This is a genomic window from Kaistella pullorum (genome assembly GCF_014837035.1).
Taxonomy (GTDB): domain Bacteria; phylum Bacteroidota; class Bacteroidia; order Flavobacteriales; family Weeksellaceae; genus Kaistella; species Kaistella rhinocerotis.
On sequence record NZ_JACSPS010000004.1, the window covers coordinates 169189 to 189425 of the forward strand.

At 43.6% G+C, this 20237-nt stretch carries 18 protein-coding genes; 12 read left to right on the top strand and 6 right to left on the bottom strand.

Annotated features, from left to right (window positions below; genetic code table 11):
- Positions 1 to 61: 61 nt before the first annotated feature.
- Positions 62 to 988 carry a hypothetical protein gene (locus H9628_RS11160; protein WP_251834218.1) on the top strand — a complete coding sequence of 309 codons (927 nt, stop codon included), beginning with the start codon at positions 62 to 64 and terminating at the stop codon, positions 986 to 988.
- A 363-nt stretch (positions 989 to 1351) separates the two neighbouring features.
- On the top strand, positions 1352 to 1804 hold the full coding sequence (locus H9628_RS11165; RefSeq protein ID WP_251834219.1) for a transposase: 453 nt from the start codon (positions 1352 to 1354) through the stop codon (positions 1802 to 1804).
- 362 nt (positions 1805 to 2166) lie between these two features.
- Here H9628_RS11165 and H9628_RS11170 read toward each other — a convergent pair whose 3' ends face one another.
- On the bottom strand, positions 2167 to 4500 hold the full coding sequence (locus H9628_RS11170) for a polyribonucleotide nucleotidyltransferase (protein ID WP_251834220.1): 2334 nt from the start codon (positions 4498 to 4500) through the stop codon (positions 2167 to 2169).
- Positions 4501 to 4682: 182 nt separating this feature from the next.
- Between H9628_RS11170 and H9628_RS11175 the strand changes: the two genes are divergently transcribed.
- Both H9628_RS11175 and H9628_RS11180 read left to right on the top strand, forming a co-directional pair.
- On the top strand, positions 4683 to 5036 hold the full coding sequence (locus H9628_RS11175; protein WP_251834221.1) for a DUF4260 domain-containing protein: 354 nt from the start codon (positions 4683 to 4685) through the stop codon (positions 5034 to 5036).
- Between the two features lie 92 nt (positions 5037 to 5128).
- Entirely contained in the window at positions 5129 to 6316 is a 1188-nt protein-coding gene (locus tag H9628_RS11180; protein WP_251834222.1) for a homogentisate 1,2-dioxygenase, read from the top strand.
- Positions 6317 to 6384: 68 nt separating this feature from the next.
- On the opposite strand, the gene H9628_RS11185 is transcribed toward H9628_RS11180, so the two are convergent.
- On the bottom strand, positions 6385 to 6672 hold the full coding sequence (locus tag H9628_RS11185; RefSeq protein WP_251834223.1) for a hypothetical protein: 288 nt from the start codon (positions 6670 to 6672) through the stop codon (positions 6385 to 6387).
- A gap of 163 nt (positions 6673 to 6835) precedes the next feature.
- Between H9628_RS11185 and H9628_RS11190 the strand changes: the two genes are divergently transcribed.
- From H9628_RS11190 to H9628_RS11215, 6 genes are all read left to right on the top strand, one after another.
- Positions 6836 to 8113: an acetyl-CoA hydrolase/transferase family protein gene (locus H9628_RS11190; protein WP_251834224.1), complete on the top strand. Its 1278-nt coding sequence runs from the start codon at positions 6836 to 6838 to the stop codon at positions 8111 to 8113.
- Positions 8114 to 8269: 156 nt separating this feature from the next.
- On the top strand, positions 8270 to 9400 hold the full coding sequence (gene hppD, locus H9628_RS11195) for a 4-hydroxyphenylpyruvate dioxygenase (protein WP_251834225.1): 1131 nt from the start codon (positions 8270 to 8272) through the stop codon (positions 9398 to 9400).
- 30 nt (positions 9401 to 9430) lie between these two features.
- Positions 9431 to 9892 (top strand): hypothetical protein, encoded by a 462-nt coding sequence (locus tag H9628_RS11200; protein ID WP_251834226.1) that lies wholly within the window; start codon positions 9431 to 9433, stop codon positions 9890 to 9892.
- A 78-nt stretch (positions 9893 to 9970) separates the two neighbouring features.
- A complete protein-coding gene (fahA, locus tag H9628_RS11205) occupies positions 9971 to 11218 on the top strand; it encodes a fumarylacetoacetase (RefSeq protein WP_251834227.1) in 1248 nt (415 codons plus the stop codon).
- 177 nt (positions 11219 to 11395) lie between these two features.
- Positions 11396 to 12217: a flavin reductase family protein gene (locus H9628_RS11210; RefSeq protein ID WP_251834228.1), complete on the top strand. Its 822-nt coding sequence runs from the start codon at positions 11396 to 11398 to the stop codon at positions 12215 to 12217.
- Between the two features lie 4 nt (positions 12218 to 12221).
- A complete protein-coding gene (locus tag H9628_RS11215; RefSeq protein ID WP_251834229.1) occupies positions 12222 to 12875 on the top strand; it encodes a hypothetical protein in 654 nt (217 codons plus the stop codon).
- 27 nt (positions 12876 to 12902) lie between these two features.
- Here H9628_RS11215 and H9628_RS11220 read toward each other — a convergent pair whose 3' ends face one another.
- Both H9628_RS11220 and H9628_RS11225 read right to left on the bottom strand, forming a co-directional pair.
- Complete coding sequence (locus tag H9628_RS11220) at positions 12903 to 13730, bottom strand: TerC family protein (protein ID WP_251834230.1); 828 nt, start codon at positions 13728 to 13730, stop codon at positions 12903 to 12905.
- A 74-nt stretch (positions 13731 to 13804) separates the two neighbouring features.
- On the bottom strand, positions 13805 to 14662 hold the full coding sequence (locus H9628_RS11225) for an alpha/beta hydrolase family protein (protein WP_251834231.1): 858 nt from the start codon (positions 14660 to 14662) through the stop codon (positions 13805 to 13807).
- Between the two features lie 36 nt (positions 14663 to 14698).
- Here H9628_RS11225 and H9628_RS11230 point away from each other — a divergent pair, with 36 nt between their 5' ends.
- On the top strand, positions 14699 to 15187 hold the full coding sequence (locus H9628_RS11230) for a DUF3575 domain-containing protein (RefSeq protein WP_251834232.1): 489 nt from the start codon (positions 14699 to 14701) through the stop codon (positions 15185 to 15187).
- A 237-nt stretch (positions 15188 to 15424) separates the two neighbouring features.
- On the opposite strand, the gene H9628_RS11235 is transcribed toward H9628_RS11230, so the two are convergent.
- The gene (locus H9628_RS11235; protein ID WP_251834233.1) at positions 15425 to 17515 is read right to left on the bottom strand and encodes a M13 family metallopeptidase; all 2091 of its coding nucleotides are present in this window, start codon (positions 17513 to 17515) and stop codon (positions 15425 to 15427) included.
- A gap of 294 nt (positions 17516 to 17809) precedes the next feature.
- Between H9628_RS11235 and H9628_RS11240 the strand changes: the two genes are divergently transcribed.
- Positions 17810 to 18319: a YceI family protein gene (locus tag H9628_RS11240; RefSeq protein WP_251834234.1), complete on the top strand. Its 510-nt coding sequence runs from the start codon at positions 17810 to 17812 to the stop codon at positions 18317 to 18319.
- 84 nt (positions 18320 to 18403) lie between these two features.
- Here the strand turns inward: H9628_RS11240 and H9628_RS11245 are convergent, their stop codons facing one another.
- Positions 18404 to 20032, bottom strand: coding sequence for an acyl-CoA carboxylase subunit beta (locus tag H9628_RS11245; RefSeq protein WP_251834235.1), 1629 nt, complete (start codon positions 20030 to 20032; stop codon positions 18404 to 18406).
- Between the last annotated feature and the right edge of the window lie 205 nt (positions 20033 to 20237).

A 20237-nucleotide genomic window follows, 5' to 3' on the forward strand; every position in this document is an offset into this window, starting at 1 on the left:
CCTTGGCAACTATTCACGCTCCCAAGTGCCAACTGCAAAATCACAAACACATTTCCGAAAAATGATTGAAATTAAAAAAAACGAATTTGAAGTAGTATTTCAAGGTAAAAACCATGAAATTGATGCTAGAATTTTAGCAGAAACAATAAGCAATTTCAACATCATTGTTAATGAAATCAATAAGGAACTTCAACCTGAACAGCCATTGCAATTAAAAGTAAAAACTTTCGATGAAGGAAGTTTTGAAATTCTTTTTGCAATCTTTGCTGAGCAAACAGTTAGAGATACCGTATTTACAATACTACAAAAAAACAACATTGAATTTGCGGGCACAGTTATTTCTGCTATTTCTGACCTACTCTCTATCAAAAAATTCTTGCGTGGAGAAAAGCCTGCAGAAATCGAAAATACTAAAGATAATCAAACCATCATTAAAAATAATAGTGGTGAAATTAAAGTAATTAATAGTAAATCGGGTGACATTATATTTAATAATCCCGTCGTGAATTTAACTATAAACAATACTTTTAACGCGTTAGACGGTGATAAAGATGTAACTGGGTTAAAATTTGTTAGTGAACTAAATGAAAAACAAATCGAGATACCAAATAGCATGTTTAGAAAAATGTCAGACAATCGACTGGATTCGAATGAAGAAATCATGCAACTAATTGCTGATGGCAAAAGAGTCATTATAAAGAAAAATGAGCCTTTAAGTATTTTCAAGATTGTCTTTGATGAAAAAAACAAGTGGCAATTTCTAACAAAATTAGGTCATAAAATATCTGCGATAATTAAGGACCACCATTTTTTTGAACGTGTAAAAAGAAATGACATCTACTTTGGTTTTGGGGACGTGATGCTTGTTGATTTAGAAATAACCCAGGAATTTAATCAAATTGCAAAGGCTTACGAAAACAAATCTTACATTATTACTTCAATTAATAATATAAGACATAATGGTAAACAGACTAAACTGGAATTATAAGCTACTTTATAAGCTATACCCCGGTGCGCAAAAGTCTTCGGAGCCCCGCTGCCCAAAGTCTCCCCCTTTGCGCCCACTACAAAGAAAACAACCTTTAATAAATCACAACCTCCGAAGTCCCCCACTTCGGACTTTTTTTCCCCAACCAACAAAAAAACCTCACCCATTCCGAAATAATTTCTACATTAACTTCTCAACAACCTAAAACACAACAAGATGGCATCACAATCAAAAGTACGCGCGCAATGTGGCGAACCTTCCGAAACTCAGCCAGCTGATCACGGCTTTTAACCTTGTCAAGGTTGTTCTGTATCGATAGCGTCCCTCAAGGTGGTTCCATCACAATAAGCAGAAATTTTCGCTATGGCTTACACCCGAATTCTGTATCACCTCGTTTTCCGTACTAAAGCAAGCGGTAAAACAATTCCGTTAAGCCAGGCCCCGGAACTGTACCGCTACATCTGGGCTATTCTTAAAAACAAAAACTGTGTTCTCTACCGCATTAACGGGATGGAAGAACACGTGCACATCCTTTTTGACCTGCATCCGTCTGTCGCCCTGGCTGATCTTGTGAAGGATATTAAAGTGGCTTCCTCGAAATGGATGAAACAATCCGGGCTTTTCCCGGATTTTCGCGGGTGGGGCATTAAATATTGTGCGTTCACCTACTCCATCAGGGTGAAAGATATGCTGATCAACTATATCAAAAATCAACAGTCCCATCACAGAAACGAAAGTTTCCAGGAAGAGATTCACCGTTTATGGAAAGACGCAGAAATCGAGGACGACATCAAATGGTTTTGGGTTGATAATTGAACTCCTACGGAGTTCGGTGTGGGTGGTGTGACGTGGGAGCGTGGCCCCGAGGCTCGTAATCCCCGCACGGCGCTTCGCTTGTGTGGGGTTAAGGAAAGTGAACTCCTCCGGAGTTCGGCGTGGTGGGCGTGGGAGGACATCGCGCGACTCCGAAGGAGTCGAACGTGCATCACCCCGAATCCCGTTCGCGGAGAAAGGGGGAGTACGGACTACCTGTAACGCAGCGTAAGCGCATCACAGCATACGGCTTGCACACATCCCGCGACTCCGAAGGAGTCGAATATGCGTCACCCCGAATGCAATTCGGGGTACAAAAAAACCACCTCAAATCGAGGTGGTTCCGTACTTATATACATTCAGAATTAAAATCCTTCCGGCTTCACATCATCTGTATGTTCACTTTCATTCAATGGCTTGAAGGTGTCTTCGCCCGCTGGTTTCTCGGTTTGGCGCCCACTGTGCTGTGGTCTGTCGTTACCGCCTCTGTTGTTCCCACCCGGTCTTCTGTCACCACCGTCTCTGCGGTCGTTTCTTGGGCCGCGGTTTTCGCGGTTATCGCCCTCGCCTTCCTTACGTTCCGGTCTTGGAGGTCTTTCAAGAAGTACTTTGCGTGAAAGTTTCATTTTCTTACGGTCATCATAACCCATGAATTTCACTTCCACCATGTCGCCTTCGTTGTAAGGAACTTTGTCAAGTCTTGCCCATTCGATTTCTGAGATGTGAAGAAGACCTTCAGTACCCTTAGCAATTGCTACGAAAGCACCGAAATCCATTACTTTCACTACTCTACCGTTGTAAACTTCGCCTACAGTCGGTACGAAAGTGATTTCGTTGATGGCTGCAATGGTCGCGTTGATATTCTCTCTGCTAACGCCGGAAATTTCAATTCTTCCGATCTCACCGATTTCCTCAATCGCGATAACCGTATCGAAATCTTTCTGCATCTGCTGGATAATCTTTCCGCCAGGCCCGATAACCGCACCGATAAATTCCTTAGGAATCTCAAGTACTTCCATTTTCGGAGCGTGTGGTTTCACATCAGTTCTCGGTGCATCAATGGTTTTCAGCATTTCGCCAAGGATATGAAGACGGCCTTCTCTCGCTTGCTTCAAAGCGGTTTCCATGATGTCCATAGAAAGTCCCTGGATCTTGATATCCATCTGGCAAGCCGTGATTCCATCTGCCGTTCCGGTTACTTTAAAGTCCATATCTCCCAGGTGATCTTCGTCTCCCAGGATATCTGAAAGTACGGTAAATTTACCTGATTCAGGATCAGTTACCAATCCCATCGCAATTCCGGAAACCGGTTTTGTTATCTGTACACCTGCATCCATTAAGGCCAATGTACCGGCGCAAACCGTTGCCATTGAAGATGAACCGTTAGATTCTAGAATATCAGAAACGATACGGATCGTGTAAGGGTTTTCTGCAGGAATTATTTTGGAAAGTGCGCGCTGTGCCAGGTTACCGTGACCAACTTCTCTTCTTGATGTTCCTCTTAAAGGTCTTGCCTCACCCGTTGAGAACGGCGGGAAGTTATAGTGAAGGAAGAATTTCTCGTCGTAATTAATCGCAACTGAATCTACCATGTTGGCATCTTTAACTGAACCTAAAGTTACTGCTGTTAAAGACTGAGTTTCACCTCTTGTAAACACGGCAGAACCGTGAGCACCCGGCAGATAATCGATCTCTGACCAGATCGGACGGATGGTTTCCGGTGTACGGCCATCCAGACGGATTTTTTCGTTAAGGATCATCTGACGCATCGCTTCTTTTTCCACATCGTGGAAATAGATTTTTGCGAATGGCTTCACTGTTTCCAGTTCTTCCTCTGAATATTGAGCTAAGAACTCCTCAAGAACTGCCTTGAAGTTTTCATGTCTTTCTTCTTTTGCAGACGGGGTTTTGGCCACCTCATAAACTTTATCGAAAGTCTCTTTCCACACCTTCTCACGAATTTCTTCGTCGTGGTTTTCGTGGCTGTATTCTCTTTTTGGTAAAGATTTGCCTACTCTTTCAGCAAGTCTTTCCTGAGCTTCAACCTGCACCTTAATCTCTTCATGTGCAAACTTGATGGCCTCGATCATTTCCTCCTCGGTTATCTCGTCCATCACACCTTCTACCATTACGATAGAATCTTTGGTAGCACCTACAAGAATGTTCAGATCAGCTTTTTCTAAATTTTCTCTGCTTGGGTTAACAACAAGTTGCCCGTCGATTCTCGCAACAGTAACCTCAGACATTGGCCCGTTGAAAGGGATGTCGGTAATTGCGATGGCAGCAGAAGCAGCTAAACCAGCCAGTGCTTCAGGCATACACTCTTTATCGTAAGAAATCAGGGAAATCATCACCTGAACTTCCGCGTGGAAATCATCCGGGAAAAGCGGACGCAAAACGCGGTCTACCAGTCTCATCGTTAAAATTTCCTCGTCAGATGGTCTGGCTTCTCTACGGAAAAAGTTTCCGGGGATTTTACCTCCTGAATAGAATTTCTCTCTGTAATCTACCGTCAGTGGAAGGAAATCCACGCCCGGGCTTGCGTCTTTGTTGGCTACAACGGTTGCCAGAAGCATCGTTCCGCCCATTCTTACTACTACAGATCCGTTGGCCTGCTTGGCCAGTTTTCCTGTCTCGATGGTAATCTCTCTACCATCCTTTAATTGAATTGTTTCAATAATTGCTTGTGGAGCATTCATAAAATCTGTTCGTCTTTGGCACTCCGTATTGAGTGCGGTTAAATATTTAATCTTTTTAAATTTCGAGGGCAAAGATACAGAAAATCACCTTAACCAAGATGGTAAGGGCCGGAGCGTCTGCCGCAGCGCGGGATTTAGGTAACATACACTCAATTTCCCCGACACATCGCCAAAAACGATCTATGAAAACACTTCTGAAAGCCGAATATACCGCACTTTTCCTCATCGGCATCTTTGCATTTCACCAAACCGGAATTTCCTGGTGGTGGTTTCTTGCCTTTTTTTTCATGCCGGATATTTCAATGCTGGGCTACGCGGCGGGAAATCGCGTTGGCGCTGTTTCCTACAATATCTTCCATCACTTTGCGTCCGGAGTTCTATGTTTTGTTTTGGGCAAATATTTAAATATTCACAATTTGGAAGTTGCAGGAATCATTTTGTTTACGCATTCGGCTTTTGACAGGATCCTCGGTTACGGATTGAAATTTCCAGACAGTTTCCACAATACCCATTTGGGGCGAATCGGTAAAGCGTAATTTTCTTTTGGCTAAAGGTTTCACCGGTCTTTTACATAAATCTTTAAAGCTGAAAAAAAATATTAATTTTACTATCAAGAAAAGTTCAGAACATGAGATACCATCATTCCGGGAAAATTCCGCAGAAAAGACATACCGTTTTTAAATCTGAAGACGACAAATTCTACTACGAACAGCTTTTCGGCACCGAAGGTTTTCACGGAATCTCATCTTTGCTGTATCATATCCATCGGCCGACACAGATAAAATCGATCAGTGAACCGAAAGATGTAACACCAAAGATTGCGGTTGCGAAAAACGTAACGCCAAGAATGTTCAAAGGCATGAATGTGACGCCCGAAGACGATTTTCTGGATAGCCGCAAAATCCTCATGCTCAATAACGACCTGAAAATGGGTCTCGCAAAACCACGCATATCAACAGAATATTTCTACAAAAATGCCGAATGTGATGAAATGCTTTTCGTGCACGAAGGCACCGGAATCTTAAAAACTTTTGTCGGAAACCTCGAGTTTTCTGTCGGAGATTACCTCATCATTCCGCGCGGCACCATTTATCAGCTCGAACTTTTCAGCGAGAACAACGTCTTCATGATCGTTGAAAGTCATTCGCCAATCTACACGCCGAAGCGTTACAGGAATGAATTTGGGCAATTACTGGAACATTCACCATTTTGTGAGCGCGATATTGAGACACCGACTTTCGTGGAACCTATCGACCAAAAGGGCGATTTCTTAATCAAAGTAAAAAAGGAGAACCAAATCTGGGATTTCATCTACGCCACGCATCCATTCGACGTTGTGGGCTGGGACGGCTATTTTTACCCGTTTAAATTTAATATTAAAAATTTTGAACCAATCACGGGACGCGTTCACCTGCCGCCGCCGATTCACCAGACTTTCGAGGCGCACAATTTCGTGGTTTGCTCCTTTGTGGCGAGAATGTACGATTACCATCCGCTGGCCATTCCGGCACCTTACAACCACTCCAATATCGATTCAGACGAAGTGCTTTTTTACACCGAAGGTGATTTCATGAGCCGAAACCATATAGATTTAATGGACTTTACGCTGCATCCGGGCGGAATTGTTCACGGACCTCATCCCGGCGCAATGGAACGCAGTATCGGGAAAAAATTTACGGAAGAATATGCGGTGATGGTGGATCCTTTCAGACCTTTGAAATTAACTGAGGAAGCACTGAAAGTGGAAGATCCTACGTACAAAACTTCGTGGCTGGACACAATGGACAATCATCTGGAAGACCGTTCACAGGAATAGGTTTGCGAACATTTTAAACATAAACAAGCCGCCCCGAAACTTCGGAGCAGCTTTCTTTTGATTAAAATCTAACTGCCGGCGAATGGCGTCCCAAAAAGCCCGACGGCCAGTTCTGCCCAGATCAGCATAAGAACCAGCAGCACACTCACACTGAGTATGATGCGGTTTCGGCGGCTCTTCACCTTTCTAAGCACAAAATCAATGATTCCGGCAGTGCCGAAAAGCAGTATTCCGCCGATTACAAAATCGGAAACCGTCCAGTTCACTTCTTTTGTAAACTGCATCGCCACTAAAGGTAAGACCAGCAACATCGCCGGAATACCGTAAAGCGTAGAATTTCTAATGGTTGTGTTCATCATTTTGAATTTTAAAGATTTAAAGCTTCATTTAGAGCAAAGTAAGAGATTTTTGAAACGCGAAATTTATTTTTTTAATGATTTTATTCAAAAATGACATTCCTCATCAGGGGTGTAAAGGGAATTGAGTATTTTTGGAGTATAATCAAAGTAAATACTAGTTATGGTTCAATATGTAAGCGCCGAAGAGGCGGTATCTCTCATCAAAAGCGGCGACAGGATTTTTTCCCACGGCAGTGCCTGCACCCCAAACCATTTGATTGACGAACTCGGCCGCCAGGCCAGCCGTCTGAGCGGTGTAGAATTCGTCTCGATCACCCAGCAGGGAACGGTAGAAATCGCCAAGCCACAATATAAAGACAGTTTCTATATCAATTCACTTTTCGTCTCTACTCCGGTGAGATCGGCTGTGAACTCAGAACAGGGAGATTTCGTCCCTGTTTTTTTAAGTGAGATTCCGCTGCTTTTTAAGAAAGGCATCTTACCGATCGATGTCGCGATGATCACCGTTTCACCACCAGACCAGCACGGCTACTGCACACTCGGAACTTCCGTTGACGTTGCCCGGAGCGCTGTAGATACCGCAAAGATCATCATCGCGCAGGTGAACCCAAGAATGCCCCGAACACATGGCGACGGCATGATTCACCACAGCAAGATCCACAAAATGGTGTGGCACGAAGAAGAACTCCTCACGGTAGATTATGGCGCGAAAGTGGGCCAGGAAGAACTTCTGATCGGCAACAATGTTGCACAACTGATTGATGACCGCGCTACGCTTCAGATGGGAATCGGCACAATTCCAGATGCCGTGTTGAAATGTCTTCACAACCACAAAGATCTTGGCATCCATACCGAAATGATCAGCGACGGCATCGTAGACCTGGTTGCCAATGACATCATCACCAATAAATATAAAGGTACGCACAGCAACCGTACGATCACGAGTTTTGCCTTCGGCACCAGAAAATTATACGATTATATCGACGATAATCCTTCTTTCGCCTTCATGGATGTGGAACATGTGAATTACCCGATCAACATCATGAAGAACAAGAATATGGTAGCTATAAATTCTGCCATTGAAATTGACCTTACAGGCCAGGTTTGTGCAGATTCTATCGGGACATTCCAGTTCAGCGGGATCGGCGGACAGATGGATTTTATGCGGGGTGCGGCTTTGGCTGAAGGAGGGAAACCAATCATCGCGATTTCCTCAAGAACCAAAAAAGGCGTCCCACGGATCGTTCCTTATCTAAAACCCGGCGCCGGCGTAGTGACGACCAGAGGCCATATCCATTATGTTGTAACCGAATTCGGAACGGCGTATCTGTACGGAAAAAGCTTGAGACAGAGAGCCAACGCACTCATCGAAATCTCACATCCCGATGACCGTGAAATGCTTGAAAAAGCAACTTTCGAAAGGTTTAAATGCCTTTAAAAACAACAAAATCCCGACTTCAACGTCGGGATTTTTTTCATTATACACTCTTTCATTCAGGCTAAACTGCGAAAGCCATCTGCGAAAAGGGCGCAGCAATTATTTTTTAAAAAAATTGTAGATTAGCAGTATCAATATTTAATAATTAAAGAAAAAATGTCAACACTTACATTCGCCGAAAAAATAGCAAAGGCTGAGAACTTTCTACCCATCAACGGAACAGATTATATCGAGTTTTATGTAGGCAATGCCAAGCAGGCTGCACATTTTTACAAGACTGCGTTCGGTTTTCAATCCGTAGCATATGCCGGTCCTGAAACGGGCGTGCGCGACAGAGCTTCTTATGTGGTACAGCAGGGGAAAATAAGGTTAGTTTTCACGTCTGGGCTAAATTCTTCTTCTCCAATCTGCGAGCACCAGAAGAAGCACGGTGATGGCGTAAAAGTTTTGGCGCTTTGGGTAGATGATGCATATTCTGCCTTTGAAGAAACTACCAAGCGTGGCGGAAAACCATATCTTGAACCTTTAACTTTAACCGATGAGCACGGCGAAGTTCGCATGTCAGGTATTTATACCTACGGCGAGACGGTGCATATGTTCATCGAAAGGAAAAATTACCGCGGAGAATTCATGCCCGGCTACCAAAAATGGGTGAGCGAATACAATCCAACGGATGTCGGACTTCTTTATGTGGACCACTGCGTAGGAAACGTCGACTGGAACCGCATGATACCGACCGTAGAATGGTACGAGAAGGTGATGGGCTTCGTGAACATCCTTAGTTTTGATGACAAACAGATCAACACCGAATATTCGGCTTTGATGAGCAAAGTAATGAGCAACGGAAACGGTTTCGCAAAATTCCCGATCAATGAGCCTGCAGAAGGAAAAAGAAAGTCTCAGGTGGAAGAATATCTTGATTTTTACGAAGGTGAAGGCGTGCAGCATATCGCCGTAGCTACAAAGGACATCATAAAAACCGTAACTGAACTGAAGGCAAGAGGCATTGAATTTTTACCTGCGCCACCAAACTCTTATTATGAAATGGTTCCCGAACGTGTAGGAACAATCGATGAAGATCTCAAAAAACTATCCGATTTAGGGATCTTAATTGATTGTGATGAGGAAGGATATCTGCTGCAGATTTTCACAAAACCCGTGGAAGACCGCCCCACCCTTTTCTTCGAAATCATCGAAAGACATGGCGCACAAAGCTTCGGAGCCGGCAATTTCAAGGCTTTATTTGAAGCACTGGAGAAAGAACAGGAACGCAGAGGAAACCTTTAGCATTAAATAAAAACGCTAAAAACAATACAAATGAGGAAGACACTTTTAATATTGCTATTTGTACTTTCAGGTTTAGGACTGAAAGCGCAGTATGGCACCATCAGCGCGGTACTGGATCAGCTGGAGGAGCGCCGCGGCATCAATAAAAACCTGAAAAACGTAAATCTTGACAATTCAAAATTTGTGTTGATAAAGGATTTTGACGATCACACGGAAAGAAGTTTCATCAGCATTAATGGAAATTTAGCAACGTATGTGGAAGTTTTTGATGATAAACAGACCGGCAAAAGTTCTTCAAACGTTTTCACCGGCGATATTGTGCGGTCCCGAGACAACATAATTTCACTTCGCGCTGATAAACTCGAAGGACAGAAAATTGGCTTGCCTGTGACCAAAACGCTGATGCTTACAAAACAGAAAAAAGTGCTGTATCTCATCGATGTCAATACCAAAGAGAGATGGATCGAAGAAAGTGCACTTAATAAAAAATAAGCTCTAACATATTAATTATGAAGGTTCAAAGTCTAAAAATCAATTTAAACTTTGGGCCTTTTCTTTAAAATAAATCACATGAAATCATTTGTAAATTACGCTCCCGACTCCGATTTTTCAATTCATAATATCCCTTTTGGCGTTGCGGTTTTCGATCAGGAATATATCGCCTGCTGCACCAGGATTGGTGATATCGTAGTTGATCTGGCTACGCTTTACGATTATGGCTACTTCGACGAAGTAGAAGGTATTAACGAGAATGTTTTTGAAGCTTACACGCTGAACGAGTTTATCGAGCTCGGCAAACCCGTGACCAATGCGGTACGCGTGAAACTCCAGGAGCTGCTGAGCGACGATTCAAAACTCGCGAATGACGAAAAAACCAAGGAAGACTGTTTCTTCGATCTGGATAAAGTGAAAATGATGATGCCTGTGCATGTGCCGAACTACACCGATTTCTACAGCAGCATCGAACATGCCACCAACGTGGGGAAAATGTTTCGCGATCCCGCAACTGCACTGTTACCCAACTGGAAACACCTTCCGGTAGGCTATCACGGCCGCGCCTCATCTATCGTTGTTTCGGGCACAGAAATCATCCGTCCAAAAGGTCAGACAAAGGCGCCGGATATGGACTTGCCAACTTTCGGACCTTCAAAGCAACTCGATTTCGAGCTTGAAATGGCTTTCATCGTCAACAAAAACACTGAAATGGGCGACAGCATTTCCACCGAAGAAGCTGAAGATACGATATTCGGGATGGTTCTGTTCAACGATTGGTCAGCGCGCGACATCCAAAGTTGGGAATATGTACCACTCGGACCATTCCTCGGGAAAAATTTTGGCAGTTCGGTATCGCCGTGGGTCGTAACGCTGGAAGCCTTGGAACCTTTCAGAACCGAATCTCCCGTGCAGGAGCCGGCTGTTTTAGATTATTTAAAGTTCAGCGGCAACAAAAATTTTGACATTAACTTACAGGTTTATCTTCAACCTGAAAAAGGTACAGAATGTCTGATTTCTGAAAGCAATTACAAATATATGTACTGGAATATGGCCCAGCAACTCGCCCATCACACCGTAAACGGCTGCAACGTGGAAGTTGGTGACATGTATGCATCGGGAACAATCTCGGGTGAGGACCCGAAATCTTTCGGCTCCATGCTCGAATTAACCTGGCGCGGACAGAATCCATTAAAGCTGAATGACGGTCAGGAAAGAAAATTCATTGAAGACCACGACACTGTTATCATGCGTGGTTATGCGGAAAAAGACGGGATTCGTGTGGGATTTGGCGAAGTGACGGGAACTATTTTACCGGCGAAGTAGTCCTTAAAGTTACTTTTTACCACATTAGTTTTTACTTAGAGTGCGTAATTTAGTTCATGTGCATGTACATACGCTTAAATAGTAAGCCGATCCGTAATTAAAAAGTCCTAATGTGACTTATGTGTTAATATCCACTGCAGAAAAACCACGTGACTTAGTGGTCGAATATAAAAGTATATGAAAACAATATCTCCCAGTGACTTAAATAACCTTCAGCTACAAACGCTGCTGCAAACGGCCATTGCGCCACGGCCCATTGCATTGGCTTCAACGGTCGATCCGAAAGGAAATGTAAATTTAAGTCCATTCAGTTTTTTTAATTTATTCAGTTCCAATCCGCCGGTTGTGATATTCTCTCCGGCGCGAAGAGTTCGTGACAATACGACCAAACACACTTTAGAAAATGTTTTGCAGGTTCCGGAAGTGGTCATTGGAATCGTAAATTACAACATCGTACAGCAGATTTCGCTGGCATCTACGGAATATGAGAAGGATGTAAACGAGTTTGTAAAATCAGGACTGACGATGAAAGATGCAGATCTTGTTCAGCCCAAACTTATCGAAGAATGTCCGGTAAATCTGGAATGTAAGGTCCTGGAAGTAAAACCACTTGGAAGCGAAGGCGGCGCCGGAAATCTGGTGATTTGCGAGGTCATAAAAATTCATCTTCGGGAAGAATATCTGAATGATGATGGAAATCTGGACCAGAAAAAGCTTGATTTGGTCGCAAGGTTGGGCGGAAACTGGTACTCGAGAAACAATGTGGAAAACCTTTTTGAAGTTCCGAAACCCCTGGTGACCAAAGGAATTGGCTTTGATCAACTGCCGGAAAACATCCGCAATTCAAAAGTTTTCACAGGCAACGACCTGGGGATGCTGGCGAACGTAGAAAAACTTCCGGAAGGAAACTTTACTGCAGACGAAAACGTTCATTCGGAAGCGCGGGAATTGCTTATAAGAAATGATATTTATGAAGCCTGGAAGGTTTTAAATAAATAGCTCGATGAAAAGAATACTGTTATTCTTGATGACCCTAAACTTATTGCAGAGTTGCTACGTGCCCGTTAAAAGAGATTATCAGGGTTTAAGCAGTGCGCTTGTCTTTACGCAGAACAAAAAATTTCTGATCAATAATCTATATTTGGATTTGGATTCTTCGGAAAGGGAAAAACTGAATAAAAAGGTTTTAAGAACATTTGAAACACTAAGTAAAGGTAACGCGGTCTTCGTCGATCAAGCAAAGTCAGACAATCTTTTACCTTCAAAAATCTCTTTTATTCCGGATTTGGAACAGTTGCAAAATTTAAAAATCAATTCAGATTTCGATTATCTAGTCAACATCCGAACGGTGAAAGTAAGTGATCAAATTTCTGCTGTGGAACTGTCGCAGCCGCTCGAATACAGTAAAAACGAAGCGTTTGCATTGCTGGAGATTTATGACTTGAAGACTTTAAACAAAATATATTCACAGAAGGCAAGTTCGGAAGTTTCGATAGACGGCAAATCCTACAACACAGGCTATTATGGTGAAAACAACACGGTAAATGCAGACAGAAACAAAGAAAAAGGTCCGCATTTTAATTACTCCGCCCGATCTCTCGCGGTAAGAAACCTTAATAAGATCTTAAAGGATATCGAACAAAAAGCGATAAAATAAGGAGCGATAAATTTCGCTCCTTATTTTTTACTCTTCATCCTGCTTCAGACTCAGATCTTTGTTAAGATCCGGATTCAGCTTTAGGTATTTCTTCTGCTGATTGTTCCTCACGCGGATGTTCAGCAATTCTACGATCAGGCTAAACGCAAGACACGAGTAGATGATGTTTTTGCTCACGTGCTGGTGGATACCTTCAGCTACAAGCATCACCCCGATTACTACAAGGAATGACAGCGCGAGCATCTGCAAACTCGGATATTTATTGATAACCTTTGAAATCGGGCCAGCAAAAGCCATCATGATACCGATCGAAATCACTACCGCGATGATCATCAGCATTACATTGTCAACCAGTCCCACTGCGGTGAGAATAGAATCAAGTGAGAATACCATATCGATGAGTATGATTTGCACGATTACGAGGGTCAGCAGTGAAGACGCAGTACTTTTCGATTTTGGAACGTCGCTGTGAAGCTGCATTTTGTCGTGAATTTCGAAAGTACTTTTACCGATCAGGAAAATTCCTCCTAACAGGAGAATAATGTCTTTCCAGCTCAGCGCGAGCGGCAAATCTGTGCCCGGCTCATTGAACCAACCGAGTGTCAGCACCGGATCTTTGAGCGAAATGATCCAGTTGATCATCAGCAAAAGAATTACACGGAAAATCATCGCAAATGCGAGGCCCAGATTTCGCGCGAAACGCTGTTTCTCTTTCGGAAGCTTGTCTGAGATGATCGAAATGAAGATGATATTATCCACCCCCAAAACTATCTCCAGAAATGTGAGGGTGAGTAAACTGATCCAGATCTGCGGCTCGGCAAAATTGGGCAGTTCTAAAGCGGCAAATAAATCCATTTTTGTCTGTTTTTTTTAAATGAGTTCAAAAATACTTTAATCAAAATTAAATCCGGGCATATCCACGGCAGGGATCATAGATTTTGTTTAAAAAATTCAGTCATCAAAGAGGTTGCGCGGCTTAGATGTGACGGAAGTTCTTTGTCTTTCCATGGTTCTGAAGCACCGAACGTATGATTGGCACCTTCTAAAATTTCAAGCTGCGAATTTTTGCACCACTCGCTAAGCAGGAAAGCTTCTTTGTCTTTCACCGCATCATCATTGCTGCCCTGCACGATCAGCAAAGGCTTATCTAAATGTTGCGCAGCATACTGAACCGAAAAACGCTGCTCGTTCGTGCGGTAATCTTCGTAAAACTGATAGTAGTGCGGCATCTGCTGTTTGGTGCGGGCATTCTCCGAATACATCACGCCCGAATTCTTCCACTCTTCCATGCGGTCGCCCGAGGGAAAACGGTAACCGAAATGGCTCACGCCTGCAAGTGAAATCACCGCTTTGATGCGTTCATCTTCACAGGCTTTGATGAGCGTAATGCCGCCCCCGCGGCTGTGACCGATAACCGCGATTCTTTCCGGATTGATCTCTGCACGTTTACTGAAATGGTTTAAAACGGCATCATAATCGAGCATTTCTTTGCTGAAATTGTTGTTGCCGAAAGCTTCAAGATCATCAAACGCTGTTGGATTTTCTAAAGTAGTGCCGTTGTGCGAAAAATTGAATTTCACAAAGAAAAAACCGGCCTCAGCGAATCTTTTGGCCATCAGATCCCACGCGCCCCAGTCTTTGTAGCCTTTGTAGCCATGTGCGAAAATGACGAGCGGCATTTTTTCAGCTGATTCCGTGAAGTAAGCATCCGCCAGGAAGTTTCGGGTTTCCGGATTTTCGATGATGAGGTTTCGCTCGATATTTGGTGGAGTTTTTACGGTTTGCATTTAAAATCGGTTTAAATTTAAGCAGAATAAAAAATTATGAAATTCCTTTTGTCTTTAATTTTCCTTTTCCCCTCTGCAATTATCGCGCAAAAGAATGAACTTAAAACCAATCTTCTTAAAATTCCCGAAATAAGCTACGAGCGGAGGCTGACACACCATTTTTCTGCGGGAGTACATGCCGGCACAGGTTTGTATAAACTGTCGGACGACACGCAAAACAGGATTTTCCTGAAGACTTTCGGGCGCTGGTACGTGCAGAAAAATCAGGATTTCAGCAAGTTCTTTCTGCAACTTTCTTTCATGTACAACCGTGACGAACATTTTCCGTCTTCGGACCCAAGCGTGACGCACCGCGTGGGAATGTACGATGAAGCGGGTTTGCTGGCAGGAATTGGGTACAAGTTTGTGATTAAAGAAAGATTCACTGTTGACGTTTACGGTGATGTGGGTGCCGATTTTCTGCATCCCGATTCTTTACTGCCGGTTCTTGCGGATGCGGGTCTGAATTTAGGTTACCGTTTTTGATTTTACATTTATTTCTTTGCTTAAAATAACCTTGACAAGCTTTTGCTCCACGAGGTTTCGGTTGTAATACTTTGTTACGGATACAGCACCGCGTGAGCGATTGCAGCGGCATCTCCCGGCGCGCGCCAGCGTGCCGGGGATACAGCGGAAAGCGCGGCCCGCGCAGCCGCGAAAGCGGATGTGCGGGACACGCCCCAAAAAAAATCACCCAAATTAAATTTGAGTGACTTTGTTGTTTTACCAGATTTTGATTCTTTCTTCCGGTGCTTTGTAAAGCTTATCGCCCGGCTTCACATCGAACGCTTTGTAGAACGAATCCTGATTTACCAGCGGCCCGAACGCGCGGAAGTAGCCCGGCGAGTGCGGATCTGTCTTCACCTGATTCACCATATACTGCTCTGTAGATTTGGTTCTCCAAACGGTTGCCCAGCTCATGAAAAATCGCTGATCCTGCGTGAATCCACTGATCAGACCCGGATCTCCGTGATCTTTCAGGTACATCTGCAATGCTGTGTAAGCCACCGCAACACCACCTAAATCACCGATGTTTTCACCACTCGTGAATTTACCATTGATGAAGCTGCCTTTCACCGGCTCATACTTGCTGTACTGATCTGCAAGCTGACCTACTTTGGCATCGAAATTCTTTCTGTCTGCATCCGTCCACCAGTTGTTGAGGTTTCCATCGCCGTCAAAACGCGAACCTGAATCATCAAAACCGTGAGAGATCTCGTGACCGATTACTGCACCTATTCCGCCAAAATTCACCGCAGGATCTGCTTTGAAATTGAAGAACGGTGGCTGCAGGATGGCTGCAGGGAACACGATTTCGTTATTGGAACCGCTGTAGTATGCGTTTACGGTCTGCGGAGACATTCCCCACTCTGTCTTATCAACCGGTTTGCCTACTTTATCGAGGTTTTTGGCGTATTGCCATTCGGTCACTTTCTGAAGGTTGGTATAATACGTACCTCCGTCCGCAGGTGCGGTAAGCTGAAGTTTCGAATAGTCTTTCCAGGTGTCAGGATACGCGATCTTCACGCTGAATTTCGAGAGTTTTTCCTGTGCTTTCACTTTGGTCTCAGGCGACATCCAGTCGAGGTTAGCGATGTGATGCTCAAAACCTTTCTTGAGGTAGCTGATATAAGTTTCCATCTGCTCTTTTGCCCCGGCCGGGAAATATTTTTCAACGTATAATTTACCAAATGCTTCACCCAAAGTACCGTTCACTACACCGAGTCCACGCTTATCCATAGAACGTTGCTCTTTCTGGCCCTGAAGGTATTTTGAATAAAAGTTGAAGTTGATATCATCAAGTTCCTTGCTCAGGTTGGTAGCGTTGCTTGAAACCATTCTTGCTTTCAAATATTCTTTGATCAACGGCAGCGTACGTGCATTCATCCAACTGTCCATGTTCTGCAGATATTTAATCTCGCTAACAATCACTTTGTCTGTATCAACGCCTACCGATTTCAGATAATTTGGAAGGTTGATGCTTTTAACCAATGACGGCAGTTCGGAAACGTTTTTAGGATTGTATCTTAGGTTCGCGTCACGGTTCTGCTCATTCGTAAGGAGGTTCTGCGCGAGTTGCTTTTCAAAAGCTACGACGCGCTGTGCCGTTTGATCAGCGTTTTTATAACCTAAAACGGTGTAGAGTTGGGCCAGATAGTTTTTGTACTCAGCAAGCGTGGCACTGTTCGATGCACTTTCTTTCTGGTAATAGTCGCGGCCGAGACCTAAACTTGGTCCACCGAAATAAACCGCGTTCATCTTGGAGTTTTTCAAATCGGGCCCCACTCTCCACGCATAAAGCGGATTATCACCGGTTTTTGTGGCGTCGATCATGTATTTTTGAAGGTCAGCAACAGTTTTTATCCTGTCGATTTTCTCAAGATCAGCTTTGATTGGATTGATTCCGTCTGCATTGCGCTTGTCCCAGTTCATGAAAGTTCCGTACAAAGCCTGGATTTTCTGACCCTCAGAGCCTGCTGCAAACTGGTCAGACAAAATTTTATTCAGAATTTCAAGCGAAGCTACATCTACATCTTCGCGAAGCGCATTAAAACTTCCCCAAGAGGCTTTGTCCGAAGGAATTTCCGCCGTTTTCACCCAGTTTCCGTTCACATAGCTGAAAAAATCGTCCTGTGGACGAACCGATTTGTCCATATAATCAAGGTTCAGACCTTCTTCCGGAACTTCGGTTTTGGTTTCTGTAGCTACCGTTTGGTTTTCAGTAGCCGAAGCATCTGCTGTTTTGGCAGTGCCGCAAGAATTAAGCAATACAATTCCCGAAAAAGCAAGAGCGCTTATCGTAATTTTCTTCATATCAAATTTTTTAATTTATTGTTAAGTCGGTTCTTTTTCAAACTTGTTACAGCGGGGCTGTGCAGTAAATTTAAGATATGTTTACGGAATTTCAAAAAAGCAAACGACTTTTACAAATTCGCGTGGCCGTACCGGTCTGAAATTGAGCGGGGTCGACTTAATAACTTTAAATATTAAAATACAGCTCTTCTAACAGCACAATTTGCATTTATTATCGTAGATCAATGCGTACGATGTAAGATACTTCTAAATTTGCATCATAAAGTTTAATACTAACCAAACAAATAAAATATTATGACAACAAAATGGAACTTAGACCCGGCACACAGTGAAATCACCTTCAAAGTAAGACACATGATGATCTCTAACGTGAAAGGTGAATTCAAAGATTTCAACGTGGAACTTGATGCGGAAGACGACACTTTCAAAAACGTAAAAGTGAAAGCTACCGTTGATACAGCATCAATCAACACAAATAATACAGACCGTGACAATCACCTCAAGAGCGCAGAATTTTTCAACACCGAAGAATTCCCGCAGATCACTTTTGAAAGCGATTCCCTTACAAATAACGGATCCGGAACGCTTACCATCAATGGTGTCTCTAAACCAATCACTTTGGATGTAGATTTTGGCGGAACTAATGTGGATCCGTGGGGGCAAACGAAAGCAGGATTCTCTTTCGAAGGAAAAATTAACCGTAAAGATTTCGGACTAAACTGGAACGCAGCGCTTGAAACTGGCGGCGTGATGGTTTCTGATGAAGTGAAGATTGCAGGTGAACTTCAGTTTGTGAAAGCATAAAAGACCTCATAGTTTATTATTTTAATGAAAAATCCACCGGAAATCTGATTTTCGGTGGATTTTATTTTTAAAAAGGTCTCTAAATCAAACCTGGATGACACCCAGATTGAACTTTTCTGTTATCGGTGCATGATCCGCGGCCTCTATTCCCATAGAGATCCATGTACGTGTATCCACCGGATTGATGATAGCGTCCGTCCAAAGTCTGGCAGCTGCATACGTAGGTTCCGTCTGTTTTTTATAACGTTTTGAAATGGTATCGAGGATTTCCTGATGCTCTTCTTCCGTAATTTCTTTGCCTTGCTTCTTTAAAGTAGATTCCTGGATTTGGGCTAAAACTTTCGCAGCCTGGTTGCCGCCCATCACCGCAATTTCACTCCACGGCCAAGCCACGATCAGCCGCGGATCATAGGCTTTGCCGCACATTGCATAGTTTCCGGCACCGTAAGAATTCCCGGTCACCACCGTAAATTTAGGCACCACAGAGTTGGCCACGGCGTTAACCATTTTTGCACCGTCTTTGATGATGCCGCCATGCTCGGATTTGGATCCGACCATAAAACCGGTTACATCCTGCAGGAATAACAGCGGAATCTTGCGCTGGTTGCAATTCGCGATAAAGCGTGTGGCTTTGTCTGCGGAATCTGAATAAATCACGCCGCCAAACTGCATCTCGCCTTTGCCGCTTTTCACAAGTTTACGCTGGTTCGCCACAATTCCTACGCTCCAACCGTCAATTCTAGCCGTGGCGCAGATAATTGTCTTGCCGTAATCGGGCTTATACTCATCAAATTCAGAATTATCGACAAGGCATTTAATAATGTTATAAGTGTCATATTGGTCCGCTCTGGAAGCCGGCATATGCCCGAAAATATCAGCAATATTTTGTTTAGGTGGGAAACTTTCAATACGGTCAAAACCCGCTTTATCGTAAGTCCCTACAGATTTCATTATCGTTTTAATGCGGTCGAGCGCATCTTTGTCATTTTTAGCCTTATAATCCGTAACGCCGGAGATTTCGCAGTGTGTTGTCGCACCACCCAAGGTTTCATTGTCGATATTTTCGCCGATCGCGGCTTTTACAAGATAACTACCGGCCAGGAAGATGGAACCCGTCTTGTCCACGATCATTGCTTCATCACTCATAATCGGAAGATAGGCGCCACCTGCGACGCAACTTCCCATCACCGCAGAGATCTGGATTATTCCCATCGCACTCATTTTGGCATTGTTACGGAAAATTCGTCCAAAATGTTCTTTATCGGGAAAAATTTCGTCCTGCATCGGGAGGTAAACGCCGGCAGAATCAACCAAATAGATAATCGGAAGTCGGTTTTCTATTGAAATCTCCTGCGCCCGAAGATTTTTCTTGGCAGTACTCGGGAACCATGCACCTGCTTTTACCGAAGCATCATTGGCCACAACCAGGCACTGACGACCGGAAACATAACCCATCACGACAACCACTCCACCTCCGGGGCAGCCGCCGTGCTCTTCGTACATTTCATAGCCGGCCAGCGCGCCGATTTCAATGGATTCAGAATTTTTGTCGAGCAGATAATCTATCCGTTCACGCGCGGTCAGTTTTCCTTCATCGCGTTGCTTCTGCAGGCGTTTTTCGCCGCCACCTTTCTTCACGTCGGCAAGCAGGCGGTTCAGGTCCGATAGTTTGAGTTTATTCTGATCTTCGTTCTTATTAAATTCCAAATCCATTTCTTTAATTTGCCCTAAAGATAGATATTTTGGTAAAAATTTGAAGCGTGAAATAAGGAGCGCTGTAAGTACACTGGGTATCAGAAAATTATTATGAAATATTTAACATAAAATAATTTTTAAGGCAAAATATTTGCAGCGAACCTGCGTTACATTAACAGAAATCCTAGATAGTTTCATGAATTTTATTTTAAAGTTCCGTTCC